This is a genomic window from Paenibacillus sp. UASWS1643, from assembly GCF_008693195.1.
In the GTDB taxonomy this organism is placed as follows: Bacteria; Bacillota; Bacilli; order Paenibacillales; family Paenibacillaceae; genus Paenibacillus; species Paenibacillus amylolyticus_B.
The window spans coordinates 679205-702235 of the sequence record NZ_VXKZ01000115.1 but is presented as its reverse complement, the minus strand read 5'-3'; the positions used below and the strand labels follow the sequence as shown (position 1 = coordinate 702235).

Here is a 23031-nt window from a genome sequence, read left to right as displayed (position 1 = left end):
TATCGAACCGCATTACTGTTAACGAGATCAGAGACACTCACTGATGACATCTCATGAGCGTATTAAATCGTCAATGAGAATTAAATTGCGTCAGTACATACAGATCCGGAGGCAAAGATCATTAGAGACTTATTTACTCTGTAAACTCCTGAACTGGCAGAAGGCACAAGCATTAACGATGTTGGTCAAACATCATTTTTCGAGCATCCTTCAGGGTGCTTTTTCTTTTGCACTCATAAAACGAAATGCGAGCTGTTTTAAGCCTGTTTCAGCTAACGCTGCCTTGATGATTTGAAAGATATCTTAACAATTTGAATGATTATGCAATGGACTCAGCTTGTGAAATCCTGCAATGTTATAGAGAATAACGAAACATCAATTCATAACGAATTGAATGGCACACAAGTCTACGACATGAAGGAGGAGTGTAAATGGCATCTCGGCAAAAGTGCGGCTTAAAAAACCAGGCCAAGTGTATTGTAATGTTTATGTTAATCGTTAGTTTGGTTGTAGCGGGTTATCCTTATCCGGTATCTGGTGAGGCATCTCTCAACGAGAATATGGCAGCAGAATATCTGCCAACGATTTATGAGGAAATTGATGCAAGCGGTTTCAAGCATCCGGGAATTGGGCTTACCAAGGACATTCTGGAGAATATGCGCACACAGGTGCTGGCAAAGCAGGAGCCCTGGTACAGTTATTTTAATCGAATGACCGAGTCTGGAGCCGCATCCAGAAACGTTACGTCCAGCAATCAGAGCAGTTCGGATCCGACAAAGCCTGGCAGCGTGAATTTTAACAGCCAATCCTTTAATTCCAAATTTATAGCAGACAGCTTAAAGGCCTACACGCAGGCCATCATGTACTATGTAACAGGGGAACAGGTGTACAGAGCTAATGCGATGGGCATCATCCGAATCTGGTCTCAGATGGACCCGGCAAAATACAGCTATTTCACCGATTCGCATATTCACACTGGAATTCCACTGAATCGGATGGTGACAGCAGCAGAGATTTTAAGATATACGAGCAGCACAACGCAAGATCTGGAATGGACAGATCAGGACACAACAGATTTTAGCAATAATCTCATCTATCCGGTCATTGATACATTCCAGCATCATAACGGGTATTTTATGAACCAGCATCTGTATCCCCTCCTTGGAGCCATGTCAGGATATATTTTTACAGGAAACCGTGACCGTTACAATGAGGGCGTGGAATGGTTTACCGTGAATGAGACCGCTGTGGATCAAGGACAAAATGGCTCGATTAAGCAGTTATTTCGATGGGTGGATACTAATATTCTGACAGGTGAAGCGGTGGTTCCACCGAGAGTTCAGCATGTGGAGATGGGTAGGGATCAGGCCCACGGCGCTGGGGATATCACCAATGTGGAGATCTTGGCCCGCCTGTTGGAAGCACAGGGAACCAAGGTCGATCCAGTCGCAGGAACGGTGTCCACTGCGGAGAATGCGGTTAATGCCTACGAATATCTGGATCAAAGGATGTTGAAAGCGGCCGATTATTTTGCACAGTTCATGCTGGGCCATGATACGCCATGGACACCAGTGGCGGCTCATACGGATGCCGATGGCAATCCGACCATTATCTATAAGGAGCTGGCTGAAGGGTACAGAGGACGTATTGGCGGCAACGTCTATGGTCTCTACTATTATTACAAATATGCGGCAGGCGTAGATATGGAAGAGGAAGCTCCCTACTATGCCGATATGTTTAAGAAGCGACTGCCTTTTTATTGGGAATCTCCAGATGGAGGCGCTGATTATTGGATGTTTATCCCTGCAGAAGCAGCGACTGAAGGTGCAACAACACTTCCTAAAGTATCGACGAATGCGGATTGGAATGAAATGGAACACCGGGCTACAAGTCTGGATTCTCATTCCGAGATCAAACAAGAGGGTGCAACATCCTTTGTAGAGATTACAGCCACGGAAGAAGGGAGTCGAGTCTCCATCGTCAGCACCAGCACTCCCGTCAAAACCATAGGACTGCGAATACGGACCAATGGTACAGCCAAGCTTGTGATCAATGGGTGGGACGAAGCTCCTTTGATTTTGCCGAATACCCAGGGACAGTGGAAATATGTAACCTATACCATGCACAACCTGCGAAGTCTAAGTGATCTGACGTATTTCAAGATTCAGGGAGCGGGCACTGTAGTGAATATGGATCACATCCATCTTAAAGCGGGTGAACAGCTGACGCCACCTGTCTTTAACGATAGCGGAACCTCTCTTGATCTGTATTCGTATGTCGGATCAGATGCTGCATTGCAGTACGATTTTTCTGCAACGGACGCAGGCGCAGGCGACAGCGTCACCTACCAGATCGATCATAAGCCTGAGGGGGCTATGTTTGACGAAAGTAGGGGGGCTTTTTCGTGGAGGCCGGAGCAGGTCGGGACCTATTCCATAGTGTTAGGAGCAACGGATGGAACCTCCATCACAGCCAAAGAAGTCAGGGTCGTTGTGAGCGCTGACCGATCATCTGCCGTTGCTGCAGTAATTGCTCCCTATAACCCGGAAACCACCTATGTATCGGCGAGTTTAACGCACTACAATAACATATATGCTGATATCATGGACGTAATAGCAACGGCTTCGGATGACGAGTTTTTGCAAAAGCTGGTGGATTTGAGATCTGCGGTAGCAGATCTCCGGGAGTTAACACCGCAGCTTCAGGATGGAAGTATGGACTATTCCAGTATGCTGACTGCCGCAACGTTCTACAATGAAACGCTGAATTTATTGGATAATTACGCGGGGAGTTTTGCATTTTATGGTAACGCCGTCAATTTGACGCACACCATGGATTTTGGACCGGATTATAAGGTGAGTGTGGATGCCTTCTCCCTTCAGGTAAGGGCGAGCTTTCCCGAGCGGATCGGCGGTACTGCGATTTTTGGCTCCAATGATAATGAAAGCTGGACACGACTAACTCCAGAGTTAACTGTCGTGTCTGAAGATATGCAGACACTGGAGGTCAGCGAAGCACACAAGAATACGCCTTTCCGTTTCTTTAAGATTCAGATGATTGAGCCATCCAGTACCATGCTGGAGTTGTCCGAATTCAGAATATTTGGTGAACGCCATGAAACGAATAATAAACTTCAATCGCTCTCAATAAACTCTCCCCAGAGCGTACAGAACCGGGTTGATACAGGCAATACGGTTGTGCTGACCTTTGAATCCACCGAACCGATTCAAGATGTGCAGGCTGTGATTCAAGGTAAGGAAGCAACGGCGCATTCAACGGATCACCTGAACTGGACGGCATCGGCAGTCATGGACAATCTTGCGCCTACAGGTCCTATCCGCTTTGCCATCGATTACAAAACGGCTAATGGGCTGTCGGTAGGTCCTGCCCTCTTCACGACGGATCAATCTTCGCTGTATTTGGTGAACCAGTCCAAGCTCCTCGATGTATCCAGGCTGGCCACAGTAACAGCTTCGGATAAACAATATGGTACCGGGGGACTGAGCAAGGAACAGGTAGGGTATCTATTGTTCGATGGCAATACGGGCACTTATGGCGATCTGGTTACTGGTGCCGGAGCCTACTATACGGTGGACTTTGGACCAGATGTATCGGTTACCGTGAGCGATATGATGCTGATGCCCAGAGCCTCCTATCCTGCAAGAATGAATGGAGTCGTCCTGCAAGGATCGAACGACAATAACAGCTGGACGAACTTGATTTCAGTTGTCACAGGAACAGCAGAAGGCAAGTGGACTTACATTGGCGGGGACAGAATAATTGATCATGATGCTTACCGATACCTGAGAATTTACAACAGCGCTGCCTGGAACGGTAATGTGGCAGAAGTGGAATTGTACGGACAATATGATATTCGCAGCATCGATTCCAAGGTAGTCAGCCCGGATGGATATACCAAGGGAAGCTATTACAAATACATGCAAGAGGTTGAGCGGATTCGAGCACTCTTTAACCATCCTGCATCCGATCGGCCCGCTTTGCTGGAGGAGCTGTACCAAGCTCAAGAGCAGCTGGTTTCTCTTGATTCTCTGCCTGCACAGAAGATTAGCGTAACGCCTTCCATGGTGGCGGCTTCCACGCCAGTCTATCAGAATAAGGGGACCAAAGAGCAGAATGGTTGGCGTGCCGTGGACAGCAATGTCGATACGTTTACCGATACAATGGATGCTGTATCATGGATTGATATTGATTTGGGAGAAAATCAGGCCGAGTCATTATCGAGCTTCAAGTTTTATCCGAGAAACGGTAAGGCCTCAGAAATTATGCGAGTTAACGGAGCTATTCTGCAGGGTTCTAACGATGGTACGCATTACACCGATTTGAATACCATCAGCGGGATTAGCAGCGTCCAATGGTATACGGCTCAGATAACCAACGATACAGCGTTCCGATATCTGAGGTACTACTCACCGGGCGGCTATGCCAATGTGGCCGAACTGGAATTGTACAGCAAGCCCACAGACCCAACCCTGCTGGTAAAGCTACTGGAACAAGCAGGCACATTAGAGGCGGAAATCTATGATGAGGCTGGGTTTACCGCCATGTTGGCGGCCAAATTACTGGCCACGGAAATAGCGGAAGATGCTGATAGCACCCAAACACAGATTGATTCCGCAGCTAATGAGTTGCTTCAGGCAATACAGGCACTGGTTATCAAGACGGAAACGAACGAAGAAGGATGAAAGGAGTGGCTGGTGCAGGATGAAAAAAACGTTGATTGTTACCATGGTGTTCAGTCTGTGTATGGGGATGTTCGGATTTGGTTTTGCGGCAAAGGCAGAAGCAGCAGCTGAATTTACGCACCCTGGTCTTCTGCATACACAGGCAGATTTCAACCGCATGCAGCAGATGGTAGGCGCAGGTGCGCAGCCTTATCTGGATGGATGGAATCAGCTGCTGAACAGTCCGCTTTCAGAGTCTGGTTGGACTCCGAGTGCGAAGTCTACAATTATCCGAGGGGGGACAGGCGACAATGTCGCCTTGCTGTATAACGATATAGCACGTGCATATCAGAAGCTCTGCGATGGAAAATCAGTGGTAATACGGCTAACGGTGATACTGCCCGTGACATTCTGAATGCATGGTCATCGACGCTAACGACACTCACCGGTAATGCCGACCGTTACTTGGCGTCCGGAATATACGGTTACCAGATGCCTAACGCAGCGGAGATCATGCGGGATTACCCTGGGTTCAATGTGACCCAGATGCAAAATATGCTGTTAAATGTATTTTACAAGCCGCTTAATGAACGCTTTCTTATTGGCAATGAATTCGGCGGTGACCACAACGACGCCTACATCCAGAATTACTGGGCGAACTGGGATCTGAGCAACATGGCGGCGACGATTGCGATTGGTATTTTCTGTGACCGCCGTGACATCTATGAAGTAGGCATTGAATATTTGAAGCACGGTAATGGAAATGGCTCCATCTATAACGCAATTCCTTTCCTGCATCCGAACGGGCTTGCACAATGGCAGGAATCCGGACGTGACCAGGCACACACGATATTAGGGATTGGATTGATGGGTGCAATCAATGAAATGGCATGGAATCAAGGGGAAGATCTGTATGGATGGGCGAACAATCGTTTCCTGCGCGCTGCAGAATACGTTGCCAAGTATAACAATGGAGATGATAATGTCCCTTTTGCGACCTATGAATGGGGTTCTGGAACAAACGGTGCTGTTCAGACCCAGACTGTGATTTCGAGTGCGAGCCGTAATGAGTACCGTCCGGTTTGGGAGATGATCTATAACCACTATGCACAACGTAAGGGTCTATCCGTACCCAACATTGCTGCTCGTGCCAACCTGATGAGACCAGAGGAAGGCCCGAACACCGCTTATCCTTCAACGTTTGATCAGCTTGGATTTGGAACACTTCTATATACTCGTCCGGCGGGTAGCGGTGGTTCAGCCACACTTCCCAATGGGAATATAGCTAATGGCACGTACCGATTTGTTGTGCGTCTGGATGGCAAAGCTATGGAAGCAGCGGGTACTTCAAGCGGTGCACAAGTTCGAAAATCCACCTACACGGGGGGAGCCCATCAAAAGTGGAACGTGACTCATCTTGGCGGTGGCCAATACAGTATCAAAAATGTACAGAGCGGGCTTTCGCTGGATGTAGCAAGCGGTGCCTTGAGTCATGGGGCCAACTTTCAATTGTGGAGCAATAATGGCGGTGATAATCAGAGGTTTGTCTTCATTCCTACAGGGCAGGGTTATTATCGAATCACTCCTGTGCATTCGAACAAACCCGCTGACGTGGTGAATGCATCTTCGGCAGAAGGAGCTCTGGTTCAGCAATGGAGATTTTTGTTAAGTAGTAACCAGCAGTGGAAGCTCGAACCATCCTAATAATGCATTTTGACGAATCCGCTTGTCTGCAAGAAAGCACGTGTTCAATGTTTATGTCCCGAAGTTCCTATACAAGGAGGCTTTGGGGCATTTTTTTTGCTTTGTTTTGTACCAGATAAGTGCAGGTCCGGGACAGGGTTGAAAGAAATTAGAATAAAGTTAAAGATTTTATACTGGATTTTAGAGAATGATTTTGATAGCTTAAGCAATATGAATAACTATTGTTGATCTCATTTATGATAGCGCATACATTATTGTGGGGACTGGATAGTGCACGATGAGCGAAGCTAAAGGGGATGGATGAAAATGCCTGAATACAGAAAAACCATCTTTATCAAATTTATATTGTCATATACTGTTCTGTCTGTGGTTCTGATCGGTATCATGGGTGGGTATTGGTATACCCAGGCCAATGAAATGATGGAGGATGAGATTGCCAAAGACAATAAAAATCGCCTGATTTCCGCCAAGGATTATATCGAGCAGACGATATTAAAGAAATATGAAGACAACCTGCAGAATAAGGCACTATCCATTCGGTTTATTCAGAATAACTTCAACTTGAATCTACTGTTAACGAAGAGTTGGGAGGGGAATTTGAGTCGAATTGCATCCTTTCGGCAGGAACTGGAATTCTACAGGATTGAAAATGAAGGGCTAACCAATGTTACCGTTTATTTTCCGGCCAATCATTATGTCGTGGATGCCAGCAACTTTCATATGAAGAGTGATACATCCGAAGATGCAGCTTTCATTATGAAGCTGAACGAAGTAAAACCTAAAGAATGGCTGTTTCGGACCTTGGCGGATGGAAGCAAGGTGATGACCTATGTGATTAAATTGCCATACGAGACACCTGGCGTGCCAACCATGGGTTATTTCTTTATGGATGTAGGGGTGGAATATCTGCAGACGGCGGCTTCCCGAATTTTGAGTTCTCCGGCAGATCAGTTGTATATTTTCGACTCTTCCGGTAAAGAGCTTCTTCACACGGGGGAGTATAATGAGGCTCTCGGTGGTCTATTGCAGAATACCATTCACAACCGCCAAAGCGGAGAACAGATTATAGAAGGAGCAGAAGGTAAAGCCGTTCTGTCTTATCTGGAATCCGCGAACTCCCAGCAGGATTGGACGTATGCCATGTATCGTCCGATGAACTCGTTTGTCCTGTCCTCTGAACAGTTGAAAAACAGTCTTGTAATTAGTTGCGGCGTAGTTGTTCTATTTGGTTTGCTACTATCGTTCTTTTTCTCCAAACAACTCTACATTCCGGTAAAGAGACTGATGATGCAGATCAAAGGTTTACATACATCAAGTGCTGTCACGTCCTTAGGTAATGAGTACGCTTTTATCGGAAGCACCTTTCATCTGATGGAGGAAAAGATCGTAAACCTCGAAACCCAAGCCAGAAAAAATGATTTGAAAAACCTTTTGCTTGGCGTGAGCCTGGAGATCGAAGCGGAACAGTTCATTCAACCGGGATATCACTATTGCACCGTCTATCTCCGGATTCCAAAGGAAGGCAGTGCAGGTCTGAAGATGCGTTATGAAAAGATGAATAGGTCTTTACACAGCATCTTCGTTCCATTGAATGAGAATGAGGCAGCTATCATTTATTATATTTCTCCTGATGAGCAGGACGCAGAAGACCGTATTAAGGCCGATTTGCTGGAAGCTCAGCATTCTGCTGAGCAGGATTCCCGGTTTGGCGCGGCTATTGGGAGTAGGGTAGACCATCCAGAAGCGCTCGCCGATTCTTATCAGATGGCCAAGCAGGCAAGCAGATATCATTTTTTATATGGAAAAGATTCCATCGTTACGTATTCCAGAGTTCTGGCGATGAGTACAGCGCCTTATCTGTTTCAATACGATCATTTCAAAAATGCACTACAGGCAGGGGATCAGGAAGTAGTTGCTGAGTTCATTAACCACTTTCTGGAGGTTCTTCAGGATGGTCATATGCAGATCGAGACTGCGGAGCTCGCTGTGCTGCAATTAATGATGCAATTGTACCAATCGGTGCTTGAGTTGAAGTTACAGCACTTTCTGCCGCATTCCAATATCTTTGATGAATTGAAAAAGGATACGCTGATCGATACGGTTGAAGGGATACGTAGACTCTGCACGCAGATTACGGAACATTTAAAGTATGCCGGTAACCACGCACATATGGATGTGATTCGTACGTTGAAGGTGTATATTGCAGATCATCTGCATGAAGAGTTATCCCTGCAGATCCTCTCGAAGGAGGTTTCACTCGCCCCTGCTTATATTTCTACACTTTTCAGTGAAGGGACTAAAGAATCTTTTACGGAATATGTAACTCGGTTGCGGTTGGAAAAAGCTGCGGATCTGCTGCGTGATCAGCCACGTCTGTCGGTGTCGGTTATTGCAACGCAAGTCGGATACCGGAATCCTCAGTATTTTCACAGCAAATTCAAATCACGTTACGGCGTAACGCCTGTACAGTATCGGAATTCACAGCTGGTAGCGCTGGATTCAATCTCTCTGGATAAGGAATAGCACGAGCAAGTATGGAGGTAGAAGGTAAGGTGAATATGACTGTTGTTTGGAGCATCTAACGAATGTTACCCAAGCAGCGGTCATTTTTTATGAATTCTATAGATTTTATAAGAAAACGTGAAAGAATTTATAAGGAATCGAATGAACTTGCAATAGAAAAAGCGCTTACATAATTCTAAGATTGAAGTGTGGCTTGAGGAATTTTGGATGGTTGGAAAGGAGTAGTTATCATGAATCCGGTGCACAATCCGGAAGTGGACGGCAAAAAAAATATATTTAATGGACAGCCGTCAAAATGGGCAGCAACATGGAGGGAATACAAGAAGTGCAGATATCTGTTTCTGCTGCTTGCCCCGGTGATGATTTGGTACGCGGTCTTTGCATACGGCCCAATGTACGGTATTCAACTGGCCTTCAAAGATTTCAGGATTATGGATGGAATCTGGGGAAGTCCGTGGGTGGGCTTCAAACATTTCGAGTTTTTGTTCTTTCAATCTCCTGACTTCTTGCGGATTCTGAAGAATACGATCGTCATCAGTTTTTTGCATATTTTGTTTGGATTCCCGGCGCCGATTATACTCGCACTGCTGATCAATGAGATCCGGTCAGGTGCCTTCAAAAGGGTAGCACAGTCGCTGACCTATCTACCGCATTTTTTCTCCTGGGTCATTCTTTCGGGGATATTAATCACACTGTTGTCTCCATCGTCCGGTGTGGTCAATTATCTGCTCCAGCTTGTGGGATTGGAGTCGGTCTATTTTCTGGGAGATCCGAATCATTTCCGGTCAACACTGGTCATTTCGGCGATCTGGAAAGAAGTCGGCTGGGGCACGATTATCTATTTGGCTGCGCTTGCAGGTGTACAACCCGAAATGTATGAGGCTGCTGTGATGGACGGAGCGAGTCGCTGGAGGCAGACCCTCAGTATTACGCTTCCGACAATTATGCCGGTCATTGTGCTGATGTTTATCCTGCGCATTGGCAATGTACTGGATGCCGGCTTTGATCAGATTTTGAACCTTTACTCACCTGCGACTTATAGTGTGGCGGATATTCTGGACACCTATGTTTACCGGGTAGGCTTGCAGAATTTCCAGTTCAGCCTGACGACAGCGGTCGGTCTGTTCAAGAATGTGATTGCTTTTGCGCTGGTACTGGCAACGAACTATATGGCTAAAAGGTTTGGACAGCAGGGGCTCTTCTAAACAGAATAACCAGATTGGAGGACAAGGCAGTGAAGCATAGCAGGGGCAGTAACCTTTTTCAGGCTTGTTTGATTACGTTCATGATTATTTTGTGTATTGTCATGCTGTATCCGTTTGTCCATATGCTATCGATCTCGTTCAGTACACCGGCAGAAGCATTGAGATTGGGCATCCATTTGTATCCACAGCAGGTATCTTTGTTTGCCTGGGAGAAGGTACTGGGCAATCAAGATATCTGGATGGGGTTCGGAAACACCGTTTTTCGTACAGTAGTGGGGACCGTTTGCTCAATCTTGTTCATGTCGTTTGGAGCATATCCGCTATCCCGTAAATACTTGCCGCATCGCAATGTGTATACGATGTTAATTGTGTTCACGATGTTCTTTAGCGGTGGGATGATTCCTTCCTACTTCCTGATCAAATCCCTTGGGCTGCTGGATTCGCGGCTGGTGTACATTATTCCGGGGTTAATCAGTACGTTCTCCATGCTGATTCTGCGTAATTTCTTTCAGAACATCCCTGATGAGCTGGAGGATTCGGCCAAAATCGACGGAGCGAACGATCTGCGTATTCTGTTTCAGCTGGTTCTCCCGTTATCGATGCCTGTTATTGCCACGTTGTCGCTATGGTCTGCGGTAGGGCATTGGAATGCTTGGTTTGACGCGGTGTTATACATTCAGGACCCTTCCAAGCAAGTGCTTCAGACGTTCTTGAGACGAGTGGTAATCACAGGAGAAAATCTATCCATGTTCGCGGCAGACGTTAAGGGCTCAGAATTGGGTTATCAGGAACCGATCAAAGCCGCTACACTGATGTTCACGGCATTGCCCATTATTATTGTATATCCCTTTCTGCAAAAGTACTTCGTAAAAGGAACGATGGTAGGTTCACTCAAAGGCTGATAGGGGTTCATTCAAGCTGTCTCAGGGCGTTTTGATTCAATATGCAAATAGTTAGATCAAAAGGGAGGAATTCAGAAATGAAACAAAAGAAATTCATTACCGGTATGTTGGGCCTAGTGGTGTCGGTTTCATTACTTGTGAGCGGTTGCAGTGGTGGTGCGACTACTGATAACAGTACAGGTGAAACTTTCGATGGGGGCAATGAGAAGCCAATTGAGATTTCAATGGCAAACAACTGGAATATCCCCAAAGCCGATAACAATTACGTCCAGAAGTTTTTGGAAGAGAAATTTAATGTGAAGTTCAAGAATATCTCCTTCGAGACGGCAACCTGGAAAGAACAATTCAACGTCATGCTGGCTTCCGGCCAGATCCCGGATATTATTTCCGTAGACGGCACCGTAGGCGATGTGGTGCAATGGGCGGATCAAGGTATCCTTGCGAGTGTATCCCAAGAGGAGATCAAGCAATACATGCCTAAATACACGGCGGACGTGGAGAGCGTTGATCCAAATGCATGGGACCCAGGTACATACAACGGCAAGAACTGGGGTGTTCCCAAGGTATGGGGGGAAGGTGCAACGGGTTTTATTCCCGCATACAACGGACAATGGCTGAAGGCTATTGGCTATACTGAACCGCCAAAGAATCTTGCTGAGCTTGAGGATGTGCTGACCAAATTCATGAATAATGATCCGGACGGCAACGGTAAAAAAGATACGTACGGCTTGACCGGACGAGGCAAAGATGCCCAGGCACAGCTGTTCAATACGGTGTTCGCAGCTTACGGAGTAGCTCCGTACCAGTTCAAACTGGACGCGAATGGCAAAGTAACTTATGGCGCAATTACAGAGGAAGCCCGCAATGCGTTGAAGTTGCTAAATGAATGGTATAAGGCGGGCATTATTGATCCTGAATTCATCACCGATGGTAATAGCGAGATTCAAACCAAGTTTGTCAGTCTGCGAACGGGCATCATCGAGACGGGAATGTGGCACCATCTGTATGATGATGGATATTTTGGCCTGATCTCCAAAGATAAAGGCATTGAGCTTGTTCCCGGTGTTCCGTTCTCTGGGCCAGATGGCAAGAAGTATGCGATGGCCAACGGAGCCTTGCAGCCTCCGTTGTTGTTTGGAGCACAGCTGGAGAAGGATGAAGCCAAACGAATCAAAATTCTGCAAATTCTTGAGTATGTCACAACGGATACGGAAGGTTACTTGACGACGGTGTTTGGCGAAAAAGGAAACTCCTATAATCTGGAAGGCGAATTGGCGGTTGTTACGGAAGCCGCGGCAGGTACGGAGTTAATGAGTGAACTGGGTGCAGGTTTCTATAATCCATTCGGTGCCAAAGTAAGTTCCATGATGAAACATCACTATTCTCCTGAAAAGCTGGCTTTCAAAGAGAAATTGACTAATGTAGAGGGCGTTACTGTCCTGAGTGATCTGATGCAGTCCACGGTAATGAAGACCAAAGCCCAGTATGAGGCCATCTTAAATACATTGCAGGCACAATATTATATTAAAGCAATCTCCGGTGAAGCCAACACGGACAAAGACTTTGATGATTTCCGGTCACAGTGGCTGAACTCGGGAGGACAGTCGGAACTGGATGAGGCCCAACAGATTTACGAGGAGCGCAGTAAATAAAAATGACTTTCAGGGATGAACACAAGATCGTTAGCAGATGAACGTGGGAACGGTGCTCATCTGCTAACTGGCTCATCTCTAGGGATGGAGGAGAACGGATATGCAGACTGTTAATACCGATTTAGTGGTTTATCCAGCCCCGGCTGGTGCCGTAGTCAACCCTGATTTCACCGTGAGTGTCCGCAAGCCGCATGGGGAGTGGCAGCCCTTGTTCAGCTACAATGTGAAGGTCGATATGCATGACGTCCGCAATGCATCGATGGTGACGTTTGATTGTTCTGGACCGGTGGAACTGGAGATTGTAAAGAATGAAGGGAGTGTTCAGGCGGCGATCATCCGCCCAATCTCAACAGGGTTAAGCTGTAAGTTGGAAGCAAAACGTATGTCGCTTCATCTGGAGGGTCCGCAGCAGCTATCCTTGGAAGTGAACGGAGATCGATTCCACAATCTGCACATTTTTGCTAATGCTCTGGAGCAGGATGTCCCGCAAGTTTCGGATGACGGTGTCCTGCCGCTTGAACCGGGATTACATAACATGGCAGATATTCTGGGGAATTTGGCAGATATGAGTTCAACAGTGAGATCCAAAGTGATATACTTTCAACCCGGTCTCCATCATTTTGATACATCCCGTTTAGAGGTACCTTCGAATACTATGATCTATATCGCCGGTGGCGCAGTCATCTATGGAGGATTTATTTGTAGCCGCGTGGAGGACGTGGTCATTCGTGGCAGAGGAATTCTGTACCTTTCCGATTTTGAGAAAACGACCTTTTATCGTGGGGTGGAAATCAGTTATGCCCGAAATATATCCATTGAAGGCATCACGGTCATCGATCCGCCCCATTATACAGTCCTGATTGGACAATCGGAGTCTATAGATATTTGCAATATAAAAACCTTCAGTACACGTGGCTGGTCGGACGGTATTGACATGATGGCCTGTTCAGATGTAACCATCGACAGTGTGTTTCTGCGTACTTCTGATGACTGTATTGCGATCTATGCTTCACGGGATGAATATCGAGGCGATACGCGGAGGGTTCGTGTTATCCGTTCGATCTTGTGGGCAGATGTAGCGCACCCAGCCAATATAGGCACACATGGCAACTATGAAGGAGATGGAGATGTGATTGAGGATATTGTATTCAGCGATATTGATATCCTCGAGCATCACGAACCACAGCCGGATTACTGGGGATGTCTGGCGATCAATGCGGGAGACAACAATACAGTACAGAATGTGGTATATGAGAATATCCGTATTGAACCCTTCGAATTGGGAGAACTGTTCAATGTGAGAGTGCTGCAAAATCCGAAATACAATCCCGCTCCCGGTAAACAGATCCGCAATGTTCTCTTCAAAAATATTACGTATAACGGAAGTTGTCTGAATCCATCCCATATCGAAGGCTACGATGAAACACGTAAGGTAGAGAACGTGAGATTTGAGAATGTGATGGTGAATGGCGAACTTTTATTTAAAGGCAAAGATCTTATTCTCGGACCCCACGTCGCTAATGTAAAAGTACAACGAGTATAAGTAGAATTGCGCTGAGGAACTGGAGCATAAATGTAGTAATTCCCTCCTGAAAATCTCCTCGGTCCGTGTGCACTATTCGTTTGTAATCTCTATTGGTCAATATTAGAATGGTTCAAATGGGTGACCGTTCTCTCACAAGTCTGGTTATTAATGACAACTATGCAAGAGCCCAATCTAGCATTGCTACTCCTGTTTTCACAAGTGCAATTATACACAACTAAACTTCCCCCAATTTTATATGCCTAAATGAAAGCAAATTAGAAGATTGAAACGTATAACCTAAGCGGTTAGGAATAGTAAACTATATAAGGAAAGCAGGAGAATAGCCATGTTAACCATAGGGAAATCGAGTATTTGGCTTCAAGAAGTCGTTCAACGTATAACCGAAAAAATGGACTGGGTGAGCGAGAAATCGAAGGATAAAATTCCTTATACGACCATAAATGGAGTACATGATGACAGATCAGTCCAGAATCCAAGCGGGATGCACGCTGACGGAATCAACTGGTGGACCAATGGGTTCTGGGGGGGGATGATGTGGCAAATGTATCATCTAACTGGTCAGGAGAAATACAAAAAGTATGCGAACCTCTCAGAAGATAAATTGGATGCCGGGCTGCAGCAGTATTATGGATTGCATCACGATGTGGGGTTTATGTGGCTGCCAACCAGTGTCACAAACTATAAGATCACCCAAAATCCACAGTCCCGAAAAAGGGCGCTACATGCAGCCAATCTTCTGGCGGGTCGCTATAACCTAGCAGGGGAATTTATACGAGCATGGAACGACCTTCCTGAAGAAGATAGTCGAGGTTGGGCGATTATTGATTGTATGTTTAATATTCCGCTTCTTTATTGGGCCACTGAAGAAACCGGCGATCCTCGGTTCAAGCAGATTGCCATGAAGCATGCAGATACAGTAATGAAAACATTTGTACGTCCAGACGGATCCGTTAATCACATTGTTGAATTCGACCCATTTAATGGGGGAGTCGTTAAAACGTATGGCGGTCAGGGATATGAGGACGGCTCTTCCTGGACCAGAGGTCAGACGTGGGGACTTTACGGTTTTATGATGAGCTATATTCATACTGGCAAAGAAGAATACTTAAATACGGCAAAGCGCATTGCTCATTATTTTATCGCCAACATTCCAGAAAATGGAATTATTCCTGTTGACTTTAGGCAACCAAAAGAACCCGCATATGAAGACTCCACGGCCGCAGCGATTGCTGCATGTGGACTCATTGAAATATCCAAGGTTGTCGGGCTGCATGAGAAGGAACTTTATCTGAGCGCTGCTATCGAGCTCTTAAAAGTATTAGATGAGGCTCGGGCTGACTGGACGAAGAACTGTGACTGCATCCTAATGAATGGATCATCGGCTTATCATGCAAAAGAACATCACCAGTCCATCATTTATGGAGATTATTACTTTATTGAAGCTATTTTTAAATTAATGGGGCAAGATTTGTATTTTTGGTAAGCACTTATTATGTAGAAAATAGTATAGGGCAGCCAATCTCTTGGGCGGCTTCATATTTTTAGTTTATTACAGTGGACCTCATCAAACTAAAAGTTCACCCACGTTTTGTACTACATGGGTGAACTTTCCCTCATTTCACTAACAAATGTCGATCCCATTAGGGAGTATAGCATCCATTATTTAATATACGGTCATGGGATCTACATAACTTAATATAGCAATGCTCTGACCACTAAGACCTTTCATAAATGAAAGCTGATAAATTGTTTAAGTCCCTAATTTAGCGGCTTGGTAAAGAACAGAGTTTGCTGTCCTTGTAAAAAGGTCATTAGTTTGGTCAAATCCGATTGAGTGAATGTAAGAGTTGAAAAATTACGCTACAGTCTGTATAAAAAGGCACCCGCCTTAAGGCAGGTACCATCTCTATTGAGATCAAGTATACATTACCTGCCGGAAATTTCATTCAGCGAGATTTCTTGTTCCTCCAGCAGTCGTTTCAGCTTTTGGCGCTGCCGTTTTTCCTTCTGACGGCGCTCTTTGTCCTCAGCCTTTAGAGCCTTGAGCAGGGAGAAACACATACCGATAAGGACAATAGCGAACGGCAATGCGGTTACAATGGATGCCGTCTGGAGGCCAGTTAACCCCCCGCTGATTAGCAATACTACCGCGATGGAGGACTGCATGATTCCCCAGGTTAATTTCACTCTTGCACTTGGGTCCAGCTTGCCATCTGAAGTAAGCATGCCCAGTACAAAGGTAGCTGAATCAGCCGACGTAATAAAGAAGATCATGATCAGCATTGTGGCGATGAATGCCACGATCGTGCCCAAAGGCAGCTGCTCCAGCATAAGGAATAAAGCGGTTGTTGTATCTTCCTTGACAGCCTCCGCCAGATGAGCGGCATTGAACAATTCCATGTGAAGTCCTGTTCCGCCAAAGACGGAGAACCAGATAAATCCGAAGAGACTTGGAATAACCATGACGTAAATTACAAATTCCTTTATGGTTCTTCCTCTGGATACCCTTGCGATAAAAGTGCCGACAAAAGGAGCCCACGAGATCCACCATGCCCAGTAAAATAACGTCCATGCTCCAATCCAGGTTTCTCTTGAGAACGGCGTCAGTCTCAAACTCATGTTAATAATATTCTGCATGTAACTGCCCAAGGTTGTTGTGAATGTGTCAAATATAAAAGAAGTCGGTCCAGTCACCAATACAAACACCATCAATAACAAAGCTATAACAAGGTTAACGTTGCTCAGAATCTTAATACCTTTATCCAGACCGGAGGTTGCCGAGATTAAAAACAGTACGGTTACAACTATGATAATGACAACCTGAGACAGAGTCGAGTTAGGAATACCGAATAAGTGATTCAGACCCCCGCCGATCTGAAGTGCACCCAATCCAAGCGAGGTCGCAACACCAAAGATGGTGGAAATGACAGCCAGAATATCAATGACCTTACCAAGCCAGCCTGCAGCAAGACGCTCACCTATCAGAGGAATAAAGGTGGAACTGATCAGCCCTTTGTATCCTTTCCGGAACTGGAAGTAAGCAAGCGCTAAGCCGATGACGGTATAGATAGCCCAAGGGTGCAGCCCCCAGTGGAAAAAGGAATAACGCATTGAAAGTATGGCTGCTTGCGTTGTTTCGGGTACCGCCCCTTCAGGTGCAGATAAATAGTGGGACAGCGGTTCAGCAACTCCCCAGAAAACCAGCCCAATGCCCATACCAGCGCTAAACAGCATGGACAGCCAGGAAACCGTAGAATACTCCGGCTCATCATCGTCATCCCCAAGCCTAATACCGCCAAATCGGCTGAACGCCAGATAGAAAGCAAAGATCAGGAAGAACAGTGTCGCTAGCAAATAAAACCAGCCAAAATTCTGAATAGAGAAGTTGTAGGCAACATTAGCCACATCTGCCAGCTGATCAGGAGCGACGGCTCCCCATATTGCAAACAGTGCAACGATGATAATTGTGATTGTAAATACCATGATGAGACCTCCGTTATGTAAGCTTCAGCCAACTGTTGTTCCTTAGTATGTGCTAGTCCGTCCTGTAATATTTCGGAAAGCTAGCTTTTGATAACTTAAAACAAACTGCCATGTAATGAAACACCCGCCGGTTTATTCGTTCCCTTTTTAGTGAGGAATTAGTGACAAAGATTCAGGATTTAATTAGGATATTTGTATTAATTCAGAATCCGAGCATAATTATCTATGTAAAATCATTATAGTCGCTACATTTGGCATTATTTAAATGGAAAGGCATTATTCTTGTACAGAAAATATGGGCTACGAGTTTGAGCATGTAGTGGCACTGACTTTTGCTTACCTTCCCTTCACAAAACTAAACCTTCCTCTATTTGGATCTGTGATATTGGATCAACCGAGGCATACTCCTACCTTTGTTGGTACTCATTTTCAAAAATCATCTTTCACTAGATTCAATTGAAAGATTCTCGCCTTTAATCATTATGTTCATACTAAATCTGACCGTAGGTAGCCAGATTTGTAAGGCTCTATTCTACCATGTTGATAAGCCGTTGATGCGCTATCCATTTTACCGCCAGCATGCGAAGCAGCATTTTCTGTTACGATTTAGAAGTATATTAAGCATAAATTAGGTTCTTGTTTAGCAGCTGTAGTAAGTGTATCTATACTTGTATTAACTGGAGGACAGGATATACGTTTGCTACTTCCTATCTGGGTTATAACCATTGCACTGGCTGTATATTTCTTAGTACATCATCTGTTGTTATACTATGTAATTCACCTACACAACGGAGTTGGAAACCAATAGTCCTCTTTTCTCATTCGTAAACGGCCTTATTTCATTGAGTTTTGTTGTGGCGATGTTTCTAGGTCCTTCACTATGGGGATTAACCGCTGTTATCATGGTGTTGACTTTAACCTTTCTATCCATTGCTGTCCTTCTCGTAACCAAATATGCTCAAAACAATTTTAGAGTAAAATGAGAAGGGGATACCAAAGAGAATTCAACTCCAAAATAAGGTTATTATAATGAAAAAGATTCTGAAGATATGATGGTGATAGGGATGAAAAGACTTGAGTCTGGTATGTCAGTAAACAACGAATTATTTTCTGATATTGTCAGGTATGAACACGAAACGATAAGCGGAACAACAATAATAAACTCGAATGTTGGTTCGCCCATATTTTGGAGCTGTGACCTGAAACATCTTATATTTGATACCTGTGATCTTACAAATGAGATTTTTTGCCGGTAGTACGATTGATCATTGTACATTTATTCGTTCCGACTTGCGCTCTGTTGGCATTGCCAAAGGCGAAGCTGTTTTCACCAATTGCGAATTTTCCTCCTGCGATATGAGAGGGATGACATTGGAGAATGCTACGTTTATCGACTGTACTTTTTATAAATGTAGATTCAATGACCGGATTTTACAAGCGGCGAATATCGTCAATTGTTCCTTTACCGGCAAGCTAGTGGATATTACGTTTGAGGGAAATGCAACCAAAAGTTAATCGTCAATTTTGAAAATTGCATCCTTGACAGTGTTCGTTTTGTGAGCTGTGACCTGACACAATGTATTTCGCCAAAATCCAAAAATCATCTGTATGTTGAACAGATATCCGCACGTGTGAAAAATGCTTTGATGAAGATAGACGATGACCCTAATCTATCTGAAGATGATCGGAAGGTACTGGTACGCAGTCTTCGCAGGCTTGAGCCTATGGAAAAATATTTTTAACACAGCCCATATGAAGAAAATATATGGTGATGTTTTTGTTGAACGATTTTTCAGTAGTCTGGATTGTAACATGGCGTAGATTTTCTCGAACGATTCCGTAGAATGATGAAGCGCGTTGTATAAGTTATCGCAATAAGGGGGAGTGTAGAAGAAAAAAGGTGGAAGAGAAATGTTCCGATTATTCATTTTGATACCCTGTTTTTTTCTGTTGCTTGGAACAACTTATAGTGCCTGGGGAGCAGAGATTACCGGATCTTCTCTCATAAAAGATCTTCAAAAAGGCGGATACATCCTTTATATCCGACATGGAGATGCAACTGTAGGGGCAGATCAACAAAACTTTAGTCTAACAGATTGCACTACGCAGCGGAATTTAAGTGTATTGGGAAAGGAACAAGCTGAAAAGTATGGCGAGGCTATCCGTAAATTAAACATTCCCCTCCAAATACCTGTAGAAGCAAGTCCTTTATGTAGAACCCTCCAAACGGCTCAGATTGCTTTTGGTACACAACAGGTAAAAGTAAATGATTTCTGGTTAAACATATATAATCTCAGTCAAAATCCGAGCACTGAAAAAATAAATAGTACATTGCAAGCATTTACAAATGAAATTGAACAAATACCTCCGACTCATGTTAACAGAGTAATTATAGCCCACTCTTTTCCTCCCGGGATAGGAGTAGGAGAACTTGCGAGTATGGAGACCGTTATTCTAAAACCACTGGGAGATCAAAAAGGGTATGAGGTTATTGGGAAATTGACATTAGAAGATGTTTTACAGCTAGCCGGAGTTTCAAATTAGATTAAAGATTGTATTTCAAGAGGAAAAATTTTAAAAAATGGATTGAAGTAAAAGGGGAGGGGCCGCTTTTGGTGACAAAAGTTGCCCTTCTTTGATTTCCTCTTTTATTTATCTTATTTCCCGCTGGTCTTATCCAGATCAGTTTGCCCGATAAATGGAATTCAAGTAATTCGAAATCGATGAAGTATCATCAATGGAGGTACGCATTGCAATGTAACCGTCGGGACGAATCAGTACAAGTTCTTTACTTGTTACATCGTAAATTCGATAGGCATTACCTGCTGTGTCTATTAAACCTTCCGCCGCCCCATCCACGTTGGATGGCAGGATATAATGTATATGGAGTTCGTTGTTGGTGAAGTTCTTCACCGAAGGATGGATGCTGTTTGCAAAAGCCAAAAGCGTCCAGTGTGGGCCTCGCATAAGGTCATAGAGACTTCCTGCAAATCCGGTGCCTTGCAGGCCCGTAGCATTAGGAGCACGATCCCCAGGAAATGAACGGGTAGCATCTGTTCGAGCAAAACGACGGGTAAGCGAACTTGAGCGATAGGAAATGAGTAGCCCACTCGTCAGATCGTCGGATATGGTGCTCAACGATTGGGACAATCCTCCGCCTTCAGTCGCCGTTCCTATGACCACTCCCATCTTCTTCGTGCTGTCCTCAAGAACAGCTTGAGCCACTGGGCGGCGCTCCTCATCGTACGTGTCGAGTAAGGCGGTGTCCGCTCCACGTATCACAGCCGCCAGCTTCCAGCCGAGATTGTACGCGTCCTGCATCCCCGTATTCATGCCTTGACCACCGGCCGGCGAATGAACATGAGCAGCATCGCCGGCAAGGAAGACCCGGCCGTTGCGGTAACATTCAACCATACGAACGTTCACCCGGTAGATGGACAGCCAGGAAGCAGCCGTAAGCCGAACACGTCCGGCCCCTGCGCGACGGTCAAACATGGCTTGATACGCCTCTAGCGAAGGCTGCTCTGGTTCTTCGATGTCTTCCGGAATTGTAGCCTGCAGTTGCCAAATATCGGATTTTGGGAGCGGCGTCACCCCGACCATCCCCTCCGAAGAAGTCCAGATATGGATATGGTCACGATCTAACCCTTCCAATCGTACATCGCCAAGATACCATCGCTCTTGATCGTGTGTTTCCCCAACCAGCGGTAAGTGAATAAACTTGCGGATATTGCTTTTGCCCCCGTCAGCGCCAACTACATAACGAGCGCGAATTTGCTCTTCTCCTTGTGGTGAATTCACGGTTATCGTTACACCATCCTCATCCTGAACAAGACTTATGGCTTCCATGCCCAACTCAACTTGACCGTCAAGCATTGCATATCGGTCGCGCAATGCTTTTTCTACATCATATTGAGCAATCCAGACCGGATCGCGATAGGGTGTTTCAAGTTCGGGGCTGGCTGCAACGGTAATAGACGGCTTGTCCAAACTCCTGCCATCTGCGGTATAATAACGAACAGGCAAATCCACAACACCTGTGTCAATAATGTAGTGGACGGCCTCCAAATCATCCACAACTTCAAGCGAGCGAGGCTGTATTCCTTTGGCGCGAGAAGCAACGTTATATAAGGAGCTTCGTTCAATAATACGATGGTCGATGTTTCGACGGGCCAGATCACAGGCAAGTGTAAGCCCTGTAGGACCGGCCCCGACAATAAGAACATCAACAAAAGACGGCTTGGTATTCATGAATAGAATCCTCCTTGATCATTGATTTGATTTGCTACATTTTCTATACTACACCGTGCAGTGTAGTTTGTAAACAGAACAGAACTCTAATCACTTTCTGATGGTATACCTATAAGGGGGCAACGTAAGAATGGATCATACGGAAAACAAGAAAATCCGCAAAGGCTCTTCAGACAAAAGAGCTAAAATTATTGCGGCAGCACGAGACCTGTTTCTTTCCGATGGGTTTGATCGATCCAGCGTCGATGCGGTCGCAGCTAAAGCGGGAGTTTCCAAACGGACAGTTTATGATTATTATGGTGACAAACAGAATCTACTGCTTGCCGTTGTTGAAGAATCCAGTTTGGCGGTTCTTGACATGATTGAGCAAGGGATTTCAGATCACCTCTTGGAATTCGAGGATCTGAAGCAGGCGCTCATCTTATTTTGCGAACAAATCGTAGCTTCTGCGAACGGTTCGTCCGATTACATGGCTTTGATCCGTCTGGTTATGGTGGAAGCCGCCAACCTGCCAGACTCGTTTTTTGATAGGCTGGATAACGCAACTGAAGAGGGGATTATCAAGAGGTTTACAGAGTTTGGACAAACCGGATTGCTCCATGTGCCCGATCCTGAAATGGCTACAAAGCACTTCGCTGCATTAACGTTTTTATTGGTATTTAATCAACCTAGAAAAACAGAGGCATTGGAAGAGGAACAAACCAAACGTATCATCACTGAAGGTGTACGCGTCTTTCTTTGTGCTTATGCACCTCATAACGTTTAAAACGAAAATCAACCATCATACTGAATGCGATTTTGTTCAAAAATAAAAAAAGGACTGTAAACATTCATCTTCTATCGATGAATGCTTTCGGTCCTTTTATGTTTATCCCGTAATAATGAACGACGGTATCGGTTTCCGCCTCTCTTTGGTAACGTCTTCGGAAGGCTCCGCCGCGTGCCAGAGCAAAGAAGATGAGCAGGGCAATAATCGAGCCAACGATGGCTGGAATAATATGAAATCCGCCAATCAAGTTGCCGCTTAACCAACCAATAAGTCCACCAACAATGAGTACCCAGAGCAGAACCATGGATTGTTCT

General features: G+C 45.3%; 15 protein-coding genes. 12 read left to right on the top strand and 3 right to left on the bottom strand.

Features of this window, described 5'->3' with window-relative positions; all coding sequences use genetic code 11:
• Positions 1-431 precede the first annotated feature (431 nt).
• The 9 genes from FE296_RS27485 to FE296_RS27450 all read left to right on the top strand — a co-directional run bounded on the left by FE296_RS27485 (position 432) and on the right by FE296_RS27450 (position 15697).
• Complete coding sequence (locus FE296_RS27485; RefSeq protein ID WP_150367099.1) at positions 432-4703, top strand: galactose-binding domain-containing protein; 4272 nt, start codon at positions 432-434, stop codon at positions 4701-4703.
• A 19-nt stretch (positions 4704-4722) separates the two neighbouring features.
• A complete protein-coding gene (locus FE296_RS33600; protein WP_223869056.1) occupies positions 4723-5097 on the top strand; it encodes a hypothetical protein in 375 nt (124 codons plus the stop codon).
• Positions 5028-6386, top strand: coding sequence for an RICIN domain-containing protein (locus FE296_RS27480; RefSeq protein ID WP_223869136.1), 1359 nt, complete (start codon positions 5028-5030; stop codon positions 6384-6386). Before FE296_RS33600 ends, FE296_RS27480 begins: the two co-directional genes overlap by 70 nt.
• Before the next feature lie 306 nt (positions 6387-6692).
• Positions 6693-8909, top strand: a complete 2217-nt coding sequence (locus FE296_RS27475) for a helix-turn-helix domain-containing protein (RefSeq protein ID WP_190945599.1) — start codon at positions 6693-6695, stop codon at positions 8907-8909.
• A 230-nt stretch (positions 8910-9139) separates the two neighbouring features.
• On the top strand, positions 9140-10114 hold the full coding sequence (locus FE296_RS27470) for an ABC transporter permease (protein WP_150367097.1): 975 nt from the start codon (positions 9140-9142) through the stop codon (positions 10112-10114).
• 29 nt (positions 10115-10143) lie between these two features.
• Positions 10144-11016 carry a carbohydrate ABC transporter permease gene (locus tag FE296_RS27465; RefSeq protein WP_223869055.1) on the top strand — a complete coding sequence of 291 codons (873 nt, stop codon included), beginning with the start codon at positions 10144-10146 and terminating at the stop codon, positions 11014-11016.
• 77 nt (positions 11017-11093) lie between these two features.
• On the top strand, positions 11094-12668 hold the full coding sequence (locus tag FE296_RS27460; protein WP_190945597.1) for an extracellular solute-binding protein: 1575 nt from the start codon (positions 11094-11096) through the stop codon (positions 12666-12668).
• A 100-nt stretch (positions 12669-12768) separates the two neighbouring features.
• Positions 12769-14211, top strand: coding sequence for a glycosyl hydrolase family 28 protein (locus FE296_RS27455; protein ID WP_150367095.1), 1443 nt, complete (start codon positions 12769-12771; stop codon positions 14209-14211).
• A gap of 328 nt (positions 14212-14539) precedes the next feature.
• A complete protein-coding gene (locus FE296_RS27450; RefSeq protein WP_150367094.1) occupies positions 14540-15697 on the top strand; it encodes a glycoside hydrolase family 88 protein in 1158 nt (385 codons plus the stop codon).
• 443 nt (positions 15698-16140) lie between these two features.
• On the opposite strand, the gene FE296_RS27445 is transcribed toward FE296_RS27450, so the two are convergent.
• Complete coding sequence (locus FE296_RS27445; RefSeq protein ID WP_124114899.1) at positions 16141-17697, bottom strand: glycine betaine uptake BCCT transporter; 1557 nt, start codon at positions 17695-17697, stop codon at positions 16141-16143.
• A 1236-nt stretch (positions 17698-18933) separates the two neighbouring features.
• Between FE296_RS27445 and FE296_RS33595 the strand changes: the two genes are divergently transcribed.
• Together FE296_RS33595 and FE296_RS27435 are read left to right on the top strand one after the other, a co-directional pair.
• Positions 18934-19212 carry a pentapeptide repeat-containing protein gene (locus FE296_RS33595; protein ID WP_223869054.1) on the top strand — a complete coding sequence of 93 codons (279 nt, stop codon included), beginning with the start codon at positions 18934-18936 and terminating at the stop codon, positions 19210-19212.
• Between the two features lie 435 nt (positions 19213-19647).
• A complete protein-coding gene (locus FE296_RS27435) occupies positions 19648-20241 on the top strand; it encodes a histidine phosphatase family protein (RefSeq protein ID WP_223869053.1) in 594 nt (197 codons plus the stop codon).
• Between the two features lie 138 nt (positions 20242-20379).
• Here the strand turns inward: FE296_RS27435 and FE296_RS27430 are convergent, their stop codons facing one another.
• Complete coding sequence (locus tag FE296_RS27430) at positions 20380-21948, bottom strand: FAD-dependent monooxygenase (protein WP_150367092.1); 1569 nt, start codon at positions 21946-21948, stop codon at positions 20380-20382.
• A gap of 130 nt (positions 21949-22078) precedes the next feature.
• Here FE296_RS27430 and FE296_RS27425 point away from each other — a divergent pair, with 130 nt between their 5' ends.
• Positions 22079-22714 (top strand): TetR/AcrR family transcriptional regulator, encoded by a 636-nt coding sequence (locus FE296_RS27425; RefSeq protein WP_150367091.1) that lies wholly within the window; start codon positions 22079-22081, stop codon positions 22712-22714.
• A 64-nt stretch (positions 22715-22778) separates the two neighbouring features.
• Here the strand turns inward: FE296_RS27425 and FE296_RS34145 are convergent, their stop codons facing one another.
• Positions 22779-23021, bottom strand: coding sequence for a hypothetical protein (locus tag FE296_RS34145; RefSeq protein WP_411860606.1), 243 nt, complete (start codon positions 23019-23021; stop codon positions 22779-22781).
• Positions 23022-23031 lie beyond the last annotated feature (10 nt).